This is a genomic window from Sinorhizobium alkalisoli, assembly GCF_008932245.1.
Classification (GTDB): Bacteria; Pseudomonadota; Alphaproteobacteria; order Rhizobiales; family Rhizobiaceae; genus Sinorhizobium; species Sinorhizobium alkalisoli.
The window spans coordinates 1,325,459-1,338,718 of the sequence record NZ_CP034909.1; the positions used below are offsets into that span (position 1 = coordinate 1,325,459).

Sequence of the window (13,260 nt, forward strand, 5' to 3'; positions counted from 1 at the left end):
TCACTTTTGCGCGTGCGACCCGGCGGAACCGGCAATGGCGCAGGCTTCCTCGAACTCCCTGACGGTTTCCTCGGTATTGTCCTCGGGCAGCACCGCGTCCGCAGCGTCCTCCGATGCCACCGCCGCGCCCTCGTAGACGTAGGACTGAATGTAATAGGCCAGTTCCCCCTTCCACACCTTGCGGCCGTCGATCTGACGGCAGGCAACCGCAGTTTCGAAATCCGCCTGCAGTTCCTCCATCGTTGCCGTTGTCGGAACGATATCCGAAGGCGCCACGAGCGTGGCGATCAGCAGGGCGGCGAACATTGTGGGACTCCTCCGGGGCGATCATCAGGAAACGGATGGGCGGTTTCGCTGGTTCCCAAAATAGAGGATGGATATCGCTCGGAAGGAAGAGGGATTTGCGATCGATGGCATTTTATCGAACGCCGATGTGTATAGGCCACACCCAAGGCGGAAAGAGCCCCTCGCAAACTGCGAAGGGCCCGTGTTCTCACGCGTAGTGGTTGTTACTGAATGACCTGGACGACCGTGTAGGTCTTCGGGTCAACGATCACGCGCTGCTGATTGACCACCGCATAGGCGTAAGCGGGGTTTTCAGGAACCGGCGTCAACATAACCGTCCGCGGTAGCGGTTTGCCGACCACGATCGGCTGCTCGATCCGGATCGTCTCGGCCGGGATCGGCTGCTGCTCGACATAGGCAACGACCGGTTTCGGCGGCGGAGAAAGAACCGCGCCGGCGGCCAGACCAACTGCGCCGCCGATGGCTGCCCCGACCGGGCCGCCGATGATTGCGCCGGTGGCGGCTCCGCCTGCGGCGCCCGTCACGGCAGCGTCGTTATCCCCTGCAAGTGCGGGCGCGGCAAAGACACCGGCCGCGATCACAGAAGCTACAAAGATCTTGGCTTTCATCTGTCGTACTCCCTTGCTATGGACGCCAGTAAAACTCTGGGGGATTTCATTTGTTCCTTGATTTTGTTTTCGTGAATTACGAGAGATCTCTACGGTAACAGTTCGTTAACGATTGAAAAACTTGTGAATGCGACACTGTGCGCGGGGGTTTGCAATATTTTACTGCTGCCATCGGGCGGCTGGCCATGTTGCGCCCTCGCGCGCGGCGCCCACTCCACTTGGCGCACTCTTCTCGCGGCGGCACCGCACTTGCGCCGCCTTGCGAAGACCCTTGTAATTTCGAAACGCTCGCGACCGCAGCCGAGCTCAGCTAAGCCCGAAGAACGACAAGATAGCGATCACGATCACGATCAGGCCCACGAGATAAATGATCTGGTTCATGTTGCCTCCTTTCCTGGCACAGGAACGGGCGGCGCCGCGGGTAGGTTCCAAGGGGGCGCCTGAAGCGGGGCTGATTGTGGCAGGCAGACCTCCGCGGGGCGGCGGTTCAAGCTTCGCAGTGGCTCTTAGGGCGGCCCCCGCCCGGAGCGATGCAGCGCCTTTCCACTACCTGAGCAACCTTTTGCGACAGTTCCTCGAGCGTTGCCATAACACGGTTCACCTGCGACAGCGTCGTCGCTCCGTCGTCCCCCCGGCAGGATGCGGTTGGAAGTCAATATTGCCCAAAATGGCGAGTTTTTGCCGCGCAAAGGCTCGAATGAGGGTAAGTCGGCAGAGGCTTTCCCCTGGGGAATCCGATGGAATTTGGCTCGTCAGCTTCATGCATTATGATTTGGGATATATCGACCTGGAGCAGAGGACTTTGCAAACCATCGACAACCCGTTCGGCGCGAGGTTGTCACCCATGTCTTAGGTACGTTCTGTTACCTATGTCTTCGGGCTGGACAAAGAGTTGCATGGTGAGCGCGCAGGGATTCGAACCCTGGACCTACTGATTAAAAGTCAGTTGCTCTACCGGCTGAGCTACGCGCTCCCGTCGCCCGAGCGTAACGCTCGGCGGAGGTGGGCGGACATATGCACGCGCCTTTCGTGCCGGTCAACCCAAAAATGACGGGAAAGCAGGATTTCGGGCATGCATTTCTGAGAAAAATGGGCGATTGCGAGCCCATGAGTGCCGGTCGGCGCGGGGAGCGCAAACGGGGCAGCGGGGACCTCGGCGTGCGGCAATTTGGTCGCCAAAAGGTGATTGGTTTCGCGCTATATATGACGATAAGAGAGTGGCGAGCCCGAGTGCCGGAGTATCTGAACCTTGTCGATTGCCGATATATCCATCTGGACTGCGATTCTCGCGGGCGCACTGTCCTTTCTCTCGCCTTGCGTCCTGCCGCTCGTTCCTCCCTATCTCTGCTATATGGCGGGCGTTTCCGTCGATCAGTTCCGTGGCGGCGATGCCGCGGCGATCGGGAACACACGCAGGGCCGTGATGTTCGCGGCGCTTTTTTTCACGCTCGGCTTTGCGACCGTTTTCGTTGCGCTCGGGGCGGGGGCTTCGTCGATCGGCCTGTTGCTGCGGCAACATATGGACGTGCTGTCGCGCGTCGGCGGTATCATCATCATCGTCATGGGCCTGCATTTCCTGGGTGTCTTCCGCATCGGCCTGCTTGCCCGGGAAGCGCGTTTTCACGGCGGCGGTAAGCCGGCGACGATGTCGGGCGCCTATGTCATGGGGCTCGCCTTTGCCTTTGGCTGGACACCCTGCATCGGCCCGGTGCTCGGCACGATCCTCGGCGTCGCCGCGGCGCGCGACACCGTCGGCGATGGTGCCCTGCTGCTTGCGATCTACTCGCTCGGCCTTGCGGTTCCGTTCTGGGTGGCTGCGGGCTTCTCGGGGGCGTTCATGCGCTTTCTTTCGCGCTTCCGGCGCCATCTCGGGCTGGTCGAGAAGCTGATGGGCATGTTGCTGGTTGCGGCCGGGCTCGCCTTCCTTTTCGGCTTCGTCAGCACCGTGGCGATCTGGTTCCAGCAGGCTTTTCCGGTTCTCTCGCAGATCGGCTGATTAGAGCATGATCCGACCGGAGTGAAACGAGGATGCGCTCTAGAGCGAGAAGGCCGATCAGGCGCTCCTTCTGGTGAACGTCTCCCGCAAGCCCTCCTTGAGCGATCGCAGGGCGCTGCCGGGATGAATGCCTTCGCGCATCAGGAGGCCCCGCAGCGGTCCGGCGGAGGAAAGAAGCTGGAGCCCGACGGCCCGCATCGCCTGGACGGGCAGGAAGCTCGAAAGCAGCGACCGGTTCAAGAGGTCGACGCTCGCCGTCCTGCTGAGGATGTCCATACGGCGCTCTCGGTCAAATCGGTCGCCGGCATCGGCCGGCAGGCGGCCTTCGGTCGCCGGGCCCACGAGTTCGACGGCCGTCATCACGTCGCGAAGGCTGAGGTTCAATCCCTGCGCCCCGATCGGTGGGAAGGCGTGCGCAGCCTCCCCGACGAGCATCAGGCGGCCCTTGCCGAAGCGTCGGGCGATCATGCCGGACAGCGGGAAGGACTGCGGCTTACCTTCGGCGGTCACCTGCCCAAGGATCGAGTGCAGCCGCTCCTCGATAGTGTGCGACAGGACCTCCAACGGCAGTTTCACGGTTTCTTCGGCATCGCGCGGTTTCTGGACCCAGACGAGGCTCGAGCGGTTGCCGGGCAGCGGCACCTGCGTGAATGGTCCGCTTGGCGTATGGAATTCCGTCGACACGTCCTGGTGCGGCAGTTCGTGCGCGAAATTCAAAACGACCGCCGCCTGCGGATAGGACCATGTGAGCGTGTCGATATCCGCCGCTTGCCGGACCGCCGAGCGCCGGCCATCGGCGCCGACGATCAGGTCCGCGGTCAGCATGCGGCCGTCCCCGAGGCCGACGCGCGCTTCGACATCGCCCAAATCGAAGACCGTCGCCGCCACGGCGATGCGATCCAGCGTGGGCAGGCTCGCTTCGCATCTTTCGAGGATCTCGAGGAAGGGCGCATTGGGGATGTTGTAGCCGAACGCCTCGAGGCCGACTTCCGCTGCGCGGAAATTGACGGGCGGCGCCCGCAGCAACCGCCTCGTATCGTCGATGATGTGGATCGCGACCAGCGGTGCCGTCAGCGGCGCGACCTCGTCCCAGAGTTCGAGCTCTTTCAGATATTCGATCGATTGGTCCATCAGGGCCGTGGTGCGCCCGTCCGCAATCGCCGGACGTGGACCGACCAGTGCGACGCGATGGCCGTGGCGGGCTAGCGCGACCGCGGACAGCGAGCCGGCAAGTCCGGCGCCGATGATGACGATGTCGTAGTGATCCATGGCCGACGAGACCTCTTGTCCGAGCGTTTGGCCGCCCCAATTCTCCATTACCGGGTTTGTTCTACTCCGTTAGCCTGTTGAAATAAATGGGTTCAATCCGGGCAGGTCGCGTTCGGCGCATGTCCACAGGACAATTCCGTTCCGGGCTTGACGCAGGCTAATTTTGCTGGCGGTGCCCCACAAACGGTGCATATTACCGGCTGTCGGGCAGCGGTGATCTCGGCACCGGTCGAAATGAGGGATGGGCGACATTCAAAGATGAAATTCTTCAACTATAGACGCGTGCCCTATGCCGAAATCCGCGCCTTTTCCGTGCATATCCTGACGGCGTCCGGCTCGTTCCTGGCCTTTCTCGGTGTTGTGGCGGCGGCCGAGCATCGCTTTGTCGATATGTTCTGGTGGCTGGGCCTCGCCCTGCTCGTCGACGGGATCGACGGGCCGATTGCGCGCAAGGTGCAGGTGAAGGAAGTGCTGCCCAACTGGTCGGGCGACACGCTCGACAATGTCATCGACTACGTGACTTACGTCCTGCTGCCGGCCTTCGCGCTCTACCAAAGCGGCATGATCGGCGAGCCCTGGTCCTTTGTCGCGGCCGGCGCAATCGTGGTTTCGAGCGCCATCTACTATGCCGACATGGGTATGAAAACAGACGAATATTTCTTCTCCGGTTTTCCGGTCGTGTGGAATATGGTCGTCTTCACCCTGTTTGTTATCCAGGCGAGTGAAGTCACGGCGTCCGTTGTTGTTTTTCTCTCTGTGGTGCTGACCTTCCTGCCGGTGAATTTCCTGCATCCGGTGCGGGTGCAAAGGCTGAGATCGCTCAATCTCGGCGTCTTCCTCGTCTGGTCGGTGCTCGGCATGTATGCGTTGCTGCTGCATTTCGATACGCCGCCCTGGGTGGCGCTTGGCGTGGTGGCGACCGGGATCTATCTCTACGTCATTGGTTTCATTCTGCAGCTGTTCCCCAATCTCGGGCGTGTTTAGGAGTTGGTCATGGCACAGGCGATCGTTGTCCGCGAGCTCGGCGGACCGGAAGTTCTGAAGATGGAAGGCGTGACGCTGGCGCCGCCCGGACCGGGAGAGGTGCAGATCCGCCAGGTGGCCATCGGCCTGAATTTCATCGATGTCTATTTCCGCACCGGGCTCTACAAGTCGGCCAAGGGCCTGCCCTTCATTCCGGGCAAGGAGGGCGCGGGGATCGTCACGGCCGTCGGTGACGGCGTCAGCTTGTTTTCGGTCGGTGACCGGGTGGCCTATGCCTCCGCGGACGGCGCCTATGCAAGCGAACGCAATGTGGAGTCCTCGCAACTCGTCAAGGTTCCGGACGGCATCAGTCTCGAGACGGCCGCGGCAATGATGCTAAAGGGCATGACCGCGCAGTATCTCCTGAACCAGACATTCCAGGTGGGCCCGGAGACGACCCTGCTCTTTCATGCGGCCGCCGGCGGCGTCGGCCTCATTGCCGGGCAGTGGGCGAAGGCGCTCGGTGCAACCGTGATCGGCACGGCGGGATCGCAGGAGAAGATCGAACTGGCGCTCGCCCATGGCTACGACCACGTCATCAACTACAACACCGAGAACTTCGTCGACCGCGTCAAGGAATTGACGGCCGGCCGGGGCGTCGACGTCGTTTACGACTCGGTCGGCCGCGACACCTTTCCAGGCTCGCTCGACTGCATCAGGCCGCGCGGCCTGTGGGTCAGCTTCGGCAATTCCTCCGGCCCGGTGGACGCGTTCAATATCGGCATCCTGGCGCAGAAGGGATCGCTCTTCGCCACCCGGCCGACCCTCTTCGGTTATATCGCGACGAGGCCCGCGCTGGAGGCATGTGCAAATTCCCTGTTTGATGTTGTGCAAGGCAACAAAGTGCGTATCAATATCAATCAGACCTATCCGCTCGCCGAGGCCGGCCGGGCGCATACGGACCTCGAATCAAGAAGAACGAGCGGAACGACATTGCTGATTCCCTGAGCGTTGCTGAAACGGGCAGGGATATGAGGGGAAAGAGGGCAGCGTGCCTCTAAAGGGATCAAATGCGAGCGGTCCGTTGCTGGCCGTGCGCAACCTGACGAAATTCTTTGGTTCGTTCGCCGCCTGCAGCGCGATCGATCTGCACATAGAGCCCGGAGAAATCCATGCCCTCCTCGGAGAGAACGGGGCGGGGAAGTCGACGCTGGTGAAGATGCTGTTCGGCGTGTTGGCGCCGACGGCTGGCGAGATCCGGTGGAAGGGCGAGGCCGTCCGCATTGCGAGCCCGGGCGACGCGCGAAAGCTCGGCATCGGCATGGTGTTCCAGCACTTTTCCCTGTTCGAGGCGCTGACGGTTGCCGAGAACATCGCGCTGTCCATGGACAGGAATGTTTCGTTGGCGCGGGTTGCGGAGGAGGCGTCGCGGCTCTCGCATGCCTACGGCCTGCCGCTCGATCCGAAGGCGCATGTGGCCGACCTTTCCGTCGGCGAGAGGCAGCGCATCGAGATCGTGCGGGCGCTTCTGCAGAATCCGCAATTGATCATCCTCGACGAGCCGACCTCGGTCTTGACGCCGCAGGAGGCCGATCGCCTGTTCGAGACGCTGCACAAGCTGAAATCCGAAGGCCGCTCCGTGCTCTATATCAGCCACCGCCTCGAGGAGGTGCAGCGCCTCTGCGACCGTGCCACGGTCTTGCGGCACGGCAAGGTGACCGGCGCCTGCGATCCGCGCGCGGAAACGCCCGCCTCGCTTGCGCGCATGATGGTCGGCAGTGACGTCGCGGCCGTCACCCCGGAAGGGACCAGCACCAAGGGCGATGTGCAACTGGAGGCGCGCCATCTTTCGGTGCCCGCGCGCACGCCCTTCGCGGTTTCGCTGAAGAATGTCTGCCTCAAGGTGCGGGCGGGGGAAGTGCTGGCGATCGCAGGCGTCGCCGGCAACGGCCAGAGCGAGCTTTTCGATGCGCTTTCGGGCGAATATCCGGTGCCCAATAGCGATGCCGTCCAGATTCGGCAAAAGCCGGTCGGAACGAAGAACATCAATGCACGGCGGCTGATGGGGGCCGGCTTCGTGCCGGAGGAGCGACACGGGCATGCAGCGGTCTCGGCGCTTTCGCTCTCCGACAACCTTGTTCTCGCACGCAATCAGTCCGACCGGCGCGCATTTCTCGGTGGTGGCTTCCTGAAGATCATCCGCCAAGGCGCGGTCAAGGCGGCGACCAAGCGCATCTCCGAGGCGATGGACGTTCGCAAGAGCGGCGAGGATCCGCCGGCCGGCTCGCTTTCGGGCGGCAATCTGCAGAAATTCATCGTCGGGCGCGAGCTCGACCGGCAGCCCGCCGTGCTCGTCGTCAACCAGCCCACCTGGGGCGTCGATGCGGGCGCCGCCAGCCGCATCCGGCAGGCGCTGGTCGATCTCGCAAAGGCGGGATCCGCCGTCCTGGTGATCAGCCAGGACCTCGACGAAATATTTGAAGTAGCGACAGAGATCGCGGTGATCAGCGAGGGGCGCCTTTCCAACGCCTATCCGGCCCGCGAACTTTCGCGCGAGAAGATCGGCCTGCTGATGGGCGGCATTCATGGCCCCACGGAAAGTGCGGGAGCGGCACATGCGCATTGAACTCGAAAAGCGCGCCAAGGCCTCGACGCTCTATTCAATCCTGTCGCCATTCCTCGCCTTCGCGCTGACCATCGTCCTCGGCGGCATCATGTTCGCGCTTCTCGGCAAGGACCCGGTGACCGCGCTCTACAGTTACTTCGTCGAGCCCTTGATCGAGGTGTGGTCGCTGCATGAGTTGGCGATCAAGGCCGCGCCGCTGATCCTGATCGGCGTCGGCCTCTCCGTCTGCTTCCGGTCCAACAACTGGAATATCGGCGCCGAGGGCCAGTTCATCATCGGCGCGATCGCCGGCTCGATCCTCCCGGTGGTCTTCCATGGGTGGCACTCGGCTTTGATGCTGCCGCTGATGCTTCTCATGGGCATCATCGGCGGCGCGCTCTTTGCCGCGATACCCGCCTTCCTGAAGGCGCATATGAACACCAACGAGATCCTGACGAGTCTGATGCTGGTCTATGTCGCCCAGCTCTTTCTCGATTGGCTGGTGCGCGGCCCCTGGCGCAATCCGGAGGGAATGAACTTTCCCGAAACCCGCAGGTTCGCCGCCGAGGCGATCCTGCCGGAAATGCTTGCCTCCGGACGTGCGCATTGGGGTTTCGCCTTCGCCATCATCGCGGCGCTGCTCGTCTGGTTCATGATGCGTTACACGCTCCGTGGCTTTGAGATCACCGTCCTTGGCCAGTCTGCGCGGGCCGGGCGCTTCGCCGGCTTTTCGTCGCGTAAGATGATCTGGTTCTCGATGCTGTTTTCCGGCGCGCTTGCCGGGCTCGCGGGCATTGCGGAAGTGAGCGGCGCCATCCAGCAGTTGCGGCCGGTGATTTCGCCCGGCTACGGCTTCACCGCGATTATCGTCGCCTTTCTGGGGCGCCTCAATCCACTCGGCATCATCGCCGCCGGCCTCGTGCTGGCGCTCACCTATCTCGGCGGCGAGGCGGCACAGCTGTCGCTCGGCGTGTCGGACAAGGTGACGCGCGTCTTCCAGGGCCTGCTGCTGTTCTTCGTACTCTCCTGCGATACGCTCATCCATTATCGCATCCGGCTGGTATGGGAGAGATTTTCGGCAGCCAAGTTGGATGAGGCGCACTGATGGGCATCGTCGAAGCAATTCTCCTGAGCGTCATCACCGCGGCAACGCCGCTGGTGCTTGCGGCCGCCGGCGAACTCGTCGCAGAGCGGTCCGGCGTGCTCAATCTCGGTGTCGAAGGCATGATGATCATGGGGGCGGTCTGCGCCTTCGCGGCCACCCAGATCACCGGCTCGCCCTATCTCGGGGTTCTTGCCGGCATTGCCGCGGGTGCCTTGTTTTCGCTCCTCTTCGGCGTCCTTACACTGACGCTTGTTGCCAACCAGGTGGCGACCGGTCTGGCGCTGACGCTGCTTGGCCTCGGCGCGTCCGGCATGATCGGCGAGAGCTTTCTCGGCATGCAGGGAATCAAGCTGCAGCCGATTGCCATTCCGCTCCTGTCGGAAATCCCCGTCGTCGGTCCGCTCCTCTTCCGGCAGGATGCGATCTTCTATCTTTCGATCGCGATCGTTGCCGGCGTCCATTGGTTCCTGTTTTCAAGCCGCGCCGGGCTGAAGCTCAGGGCGGTCGGCGACAGCCATGCCTCGGCGCATGCGCTGGGTGTCGACGTTATCCGCACCCGCTATCTGGCGGTTCTCTTCGGCGGCGCCTGTGCCGGCCTCGCGGGTGCACAGCTCTCGCTGGTCTACACGCCGCAATGGGTGGAGAACATGTCGGCCGGCCGCGGCTGGATCGCGCTGGCGCTCGTGGTGTTTTCGTCCTGGCGGCCGTGGCGTGTGGTCGCGGGCGGCTATCTCTTCGGGGCCGTCTCGATCAGCCAGCTTCACGCGCAAGCCTTCGGCATCGGCATCCCGTCGCAGTTCCTTTCTTCGCTTCCCTATGTGGCGACAATTGTCGTACTCATACTGATATCGCACAACCGGCGGATGACCTTGATCAATACGCCGGCATCGCTCGGCAAGCCGTTCGTGCCGGATCGGTGAACAACAAGAACCAGACGGCTATTCTCGAACCGACAGAGGTCAAAAAATGAAAAAACTACTCCTCGCCCTCGCAACCACGACAGCGGTGCTCGGATTTGCAGCGGCCGCAAGCGCACAGGAAAAGGCCAAGATCTGCTTCGTCTATGTGGGCTCCAAGACCGATGGCGGCTGGACCCAGGCGCATGACATCGGTCGCCAGCAGGTTGAAAACGAGCTCGGCGACAAGGTCGAAACGCAGTTCCTCGAAAACGTGCCGGAAGGACCTGATGCCGAGCGCGCCATCGAGCGCCTGGCACGCTCGGGCTGCGGCCTGATCTTCACCACGTCCTTCGGCTTCATGGATGCGACGATCACCATCGCGCAGAAATTCCCGGACGTGAAGTTCGAACATGCGACCGGCTACAAGACCGCGCCGAATGTCGCCACCTACAACAGCCGTTTCTATGAGGGCCGCTACATCCAGGGCCAGATCGCGGCGAAGATGTCGGAGAAGGGCGTCGCCGGCTACATCGCGTCCTTCCCGATCCCGGAAGTGGTGATGGGTATCAATTCCTTCGTGATCGGAGCCCGCTCGGTCAATCCCGACTTCAAGATCAAGGTCATTTGGGCCAACACCTGGTTCGACCCGGGCAAGGAAGCCGACGCCGCCAAGGCGCTGATCGACCAGGGCGTCGATATCCTGACCCAGCACACCGACACGACCGCGCCGATGCAGGTCGCCGCCGAACGCGGGATCAAGGCATTCGGTCAGGCGTCGGACATGATCGCAGCCGGTCCTAAGACGCAGCTGACGGCGATCGTCGATACCTGGGGTGCCTATTACGTGAAGCGCGCCCAGGCGTTCCTCGACGGAACCTGGGAATCGACCTCGAGCTGGGATGGCCTCAAGGATGGTATCCTGACCATGGCGCCCTACACGAACATGCCCGATGACGTGAAGGCAATGGCTGAAGCGACGGAAGCCAAGATCAAGTCCGGCGAATTGAAGCCCTTCACCGGCCCGCTCAACAAGCAGGATGGCAGCCCGTGGCTCAAGGAAGGCGAGACCGCCGACGACGCCACGCTTCTCGGCATGAACTTCTATGTCGAGGGCGTGGACGACAAGCTGCCGCAATAAGCTGCACCCGCCGATGGTGATTGCGCCTGAAAACCCCGCGCTCCAACGCGGGGTTTTCTGCTGCATAACGCCTCTGCGGCCCGCACGCGAGACTTTCAAGAATCGCATATTCGATCTAGAGTTTATATGCGATTGTTCTGATGTGGCGTGAGCAACTGCGCCCGTGACCGGGAGGGGAGGGGTGAAGAGCTTGCTTGAGACCGTGATATCCGGGACGCCGAAACGGACGAGCCATGCGCAGGTGGTGGATCAACTTGGCAAGGCCATCGTTTCGGGGGAATTTCCGGTCGGGAGCATATTGCCGGGCGACCCAGAGCTGGCTGCACGCTTCCGGGTGTCGCGGACGGTCCTGCGGGAGGCGATGAAGACGCTTGCCGCCAAGGGCATGGTCGTTCCGCGCGCCCGAATCGGCACGCGTGTCACGCCTCGCAAGGAGTGGAACCTGTTCGACGCGGATATCCTGACCTGGCATTTTGCTTGCGGGGTGGACGAGGAATTTCTCCAGCACCTCAGCGAGGTGCGCCTTGCCTTCGAGACCCATGCCGCCGCACTTGCGGCTAGAAACGCGTCCGATGCGGAAATCGCCACGATGATGCGCCTCGCGGTGGCGATGGGCCATGCGAATCATACGGCGGAAACGCTCGCCGAGGCCGATCTCAAGTTCCATCTTGCGCTTCTCGATGCATCCGGAAATCCGTTCCTCAGGACGGTCGGCAGCCTGATCGAGGCCGCCCTCGTCGGTGTTTTCCGGCTGAGTTCGCCCACGGACGATGTAGGCGGCATCGACGAGGTTGCGCAGAATCACATCCACATCGTCGAGGAGATCGGCAAGAGGGACGAGGCCGGCGCCCGGCAGGCGATGGAATACGTCATCCGATACGGGCGCGACCGCATCCATCGGGCATTGCACGCCGAAACAGGCGAGGGGGCGTGACCCGCTGCATCACCACCTGATCTTGCCCTGACCTCTATTCAGGCCTATCTGGAGAGCAGCCGCTCCGGATCGGGCAGCTTCCCTCAACGGTAATCGGGATCATGTCCGAGTTCTTCGTCATCTTTCTGCTCCTGCTGATCAACGCCTTCTTTGCGCTTTCGGAACTTGCAGTCGTCTCGGCAAGCAAGCCGCTGCTGCGCCAGATGGTGAAGCAGGGGAACCGGCGCGCGGAAGGCGCGCTGAAGCTCGCCGAGGATCCAGGCAAGTTCCTGTCCACGGTCCAGGTCGGAATTACGCTCGTCGGCATTCTGGCGGGCGCCTATGGCGGCGCGACCATAGCCGCAAAATTAGCACCGGTGCTCGATCAGGTGATGTGGATCAACCCCTATGGCAACACCGTTGCGGTGGCTCTCGTCGTCACGCTCATCACCTTCCTGTCGGTCGTCATCGGCGAGCTCATTCCCAAGCAGATCGCACTGCGCAATCCTGAAGGACTGGCGCTCTTCGTCGCGACCCCGATGACCTGGCTTTCGCGATTTACGGCGCCGGTCGTCTATGTGTTCGAGACTGCTGCAGCTCTCGCGATCCGGCTGATGGGCATGCGGCCGGATGACGTCGATCGCGTGACGGAAGAGGAAGTGCAGGCCATCATGGCGGAGGGCGTGGAAAGCGGCGCCATCGAAAAGAGCGAGCATGAGATGTTGCGGCGGATCATCCGCCTCGGCGATCGCAGCGTCAAATCGATCATGACTCACCGGACCGAGGTGAGCTTCATCGACGTTGCCGACAGTCCGGAGACGATCGGCCGCAAGGTCCGTGACTTCGGCCACTCGCGCTACCCCGTGGTCGAGGGCCCGACCGGCGAGGTGATCGGAGCGGTCCTCGTCAAGGAGATATTGAACGCGCCTTTGGCTCCGCCCTTCGACCTGCGCAACTATGTCCGCGAAATCCTGACGCTTCCCGAGACCGTCTCCTGCCTGAAGGCGCTCGAGGCATTCAAGACTTCGCCCATCGACATGGCAATGATCGTCGACGAATATGGCAGCATGGAAGGGATCATCACCACTGCCGACATACTGGAGGCCATCGTCGGCGTGATGCCTTCGAACTACGACGACGCCGAGCACGCGCCGATCCGCCAGCGCGAAGATGGCAGCTATCTTGTCGACGGCCGGACGTCGATCGATGAAATCAATCTGCAAATCGGTATTGAAGGCATCGATCCGGACGCCGATTTCGAGACGATAGCCGGCTTTCTCGTGCATGAACTGCGCAAGTCCCCGGAAGAGGGCGACCGGGTCGAGGCCTATGGCTATCGCTTCGAGGTCGTCGACATGGACGGCCGACGCATCGACAAGATCCTCGTCAGCCGCGGCCCGGAAGACAGTCCGGCCTGATCGGCAATAGGTGAGGGAAAAGGCCGAGACACGGAGGATT

At 62.3% G+C, this 13,260-nt stretch carries 12 protein-coding genes and 1 tRNA gene; 9 read left to right on the forward strand and 4 right to left on the reverse strand.

All coding sequences use genetic code 11. The annotated features are described in order from the left end of the window. The 3 genes from EKH55_RS06590 to EKH55_RS06605 all read right to left on the reverse strand — a co-directional run bounded on the left by EKH55_RS06590 (position 1) and on the right by EKH55_RS06605 (position 1,887). Positions 1-306 carry a hypothetical protein gene (locus EKH55_RS06590; RefSeq protein WP_069457114.1) on the reverse strand — a complete coding sequence of 102 codons (306 nt, stop codon included), beginning with the start codon at positions 304-306 and terminating at the stop codon, positions 1-3. Between the two features lie 203 nt (positions 307-509). Further along, complete coding sequence (locus EKH55_RS06595; protein WP_069457113.1) at positions 510-914, reverse strand: DUF1236 domain-containing protein; 405 nt, start codon at positions 912-914, stop codon at positions 510-512. An 897-nt stretch (positions 915-1,811) separates the two neighbouring features. After that, positions 1,812-1,887: transfer RNA gene (locus EKH55_RS06605), tRNA-Lys, on the reverse strand. A gap of 276 nt (positions 1,888-2,163) precedes the next feature. Between EKH55_RS06605 and EKH55_RS06610 the strand changes: the two genes are divergently transcribed. After that, the gene (locus tag EKH55_RS06610) at positions 2,164-2,910 is read left to right on the forward strand and encodes a cytochrome c biogenesis CcdA family protein (protein ID WP_069457111.1); all 747 of its coding nucleotides are present in this window, start codon (positions 2,164-2,166) and stop codon (positions 2,908-2,910) included. 57 nt (positions 2,911-2,967) lie between these two features. Here the strand turns inward: EKH55_RS06610 and EKH55_RS06615 are convergent, their stop codons facing one another. Continuing rightward, a complete protein-coding gene (locus EKH55_RS06615) occupies positions 2,968-4,179 on the reverse strand; it encodes a UbiH/UbiF family hydroxylase (RefSeq protein ID WP_069457126.1) in 1,212 nt (403 codons plus the stop codon). A 258-nt stretch (positions 4,180-4,437) separates the two neighbouring features. On the opposite strand from EKH55_RS06615, the gene pcsA reads away from it, so the two are divergent. The 8 genes from pcsA (at position 4,438) to EKH55_RS06655 (ending at position 13,220) form a co-directional block, all read left to right on the forward strand. Then, positions 4,438-5,163 (forward strand): phosphatidylcholine synthase, encoded by a 726-nt coding sequence (pcsA, locus tag EKH55_RS06620; protein WP_069457110.1) that lies wholly within the window; start codon positions 4,438-4,440, stop codon positions 5,161-5,163. A gap of 9 nt (positions 5,164-5,172) precedes the next feature. After that, positions 5,173-6,150 (forward strand): quinone oxidoreductase family protein, encoded by a 978-nt coding sequence (locus tag EKH55_RS06625; RefSeq protein ID WP_069457109.1) that lies wholly within the window; start codon positions 5,173-5,175, stop codon positions 6,148-6,150. Positions 6,151-6,193: 43 nt separating this feature from the next. Beyond that, positions 6,194-7,768 (forward strand): ABC transporter ATP-binding protein, encoded by a 1,575-nt coding sequence (locus EKH55_RS06630; RefSeq protein ID WP_069457108.1) that lies wholly within the window; start codon positions 6,194-6,196, stop codon positions 7,766-7,768. Beyond that, positions 7,758-8,852: an ABC transporter permease gene (locus tag EKH55_RS06635; RefSeq protein WP_069457107.1), complete on the forward strand. Its 1,095-nt coding sequence runs from the start codon at positions 7,758-7,760 to the stop codon at positions 8,850-8,852. Before EKH55_RS06630 ends, EKH55_RS06635 begins: the two co-directional genes overlap by 11 nt. Continuing rightward, positions 8,852-9,772 (forward strand): ABC transporter permease, encoded by a 921-nt coding sequence (locus EKH55_RS06640; RefSeq protein ID WP_069457106.1) that lies wholly within the window; start codon positions 8,852-8,854, stop codon positions 9,770-9,772. The genes EKH55_RS06635 and EKH55_RS06640 overlap by 1 nt, the downstream gene beginning before the upstream one ends. A 46-nt stretch (positions 9,773-9,818) precedes the next feature. Then, entirely contained in the window at positions 9,819-10,889 is a 1,071-nt protein-coding gene (locus EKH55_RS06645; protein ID WP_151611193.1) for a BMP family ABC transporter substrate-binding protein, read from the forward strand. 181 nt (positions 10,890-11,070) lie between these two features. Continuing rightward, positions 11,071-11,823 carry a FadR/GntR family transcriptional regulator gene (locus EKH55_RS06650; RefSeq protein ID WP_069457104.1) on the forward strand — a complete coding sequence of 251 codons (753 nt, stop codon included), beginning with the start codon at positions 11,071-11,073 and terminating at the stop codon, positions 11,821-11,823. Between the two features lie 101 nt (positions 11,824-11,924). Next, on the forward strand, positions 11,925-13,220 hold the full coding sequence (locus EKH55_RS06655) for a hemolysin family protein (protein WP_151611194.1): 1,296 nt from the start codon (positions 11,925-11,927) through the stop codon (positions 13,218-13,220). Positions 13,221-13,260: the final 40 nt, after the last annotated feature.

What these genes read in the sequence shown, in the direction of transcription:
- EKH55_RS06590 (WP_069457114.1), bottom strand. Translation starts at nt 306, where the DNA reads ATGTTCGCCGCCCTGCTGATCGCCACGCTCGTGGCGCCTTCGGATATC.
- EKH55_RS06595 (WP_069457113.1), bottom strand. Translation starts at nt 914, where the DNA reads ATGAAAGCCAAGATCTTTGTAGCTTCTGTGATCGCGGCCGGTGTCTTT.
- EKH55_RS06615 (WP_069457126.1), bottom strand. Translation starts at nt 4,179, where the DNA reads ATGGATCACTACGACATCGTCATCATCGGCGCCGGACTTGCCGGCTCG.
- pcsA (WP_069457110.1), top strand. Translation starts at nt 4,438, where the DNA reads ATGAAATTCTTCAACTATAGACGCGTGCCCTATGCCGAAATCCGCGCC.
- EKH55_RS06625 (WP_069457109.1), top strand. Translation starts at nt 5,173, where the DNA reads ATGGCACAGGCGATCGTTGTCCGCGAGCTCGGCGGACCGGAAGTTCTG.
- EKH55_RS06635 (WP_069457107.1), top strand. Translation starts at nt 7,758, where the DNA reads ATGCGCATTGAACTCGAAAAGCGCGCCAAGGCCTCGACGCTCTATTCA.
- EKH55_RS06640 (WP_069457106.1), top strand. Translation starts at nt 8,852, where the DNA reads ATGGGCATCGTCGAAGCAATTCTCCTGAGCGTCATCACCGCGGCAACG.
- EKH55_RS06645 (WP_151611193.1), top strand. Translation starts at nt 9,819, where the DNA reads ATGAAAAAACTACTCCTCGCCCTCGCAACCACGACAGCGGTGCTCGGA.
- EKH55_RS06655 (WP_151611194.1), top strand. Translation starts at nt 11,925, where the DNA reads ATGTCCGAGTTCTTCGTCATCTTTCTGCTCCTGCTGATCAACGCCTTC.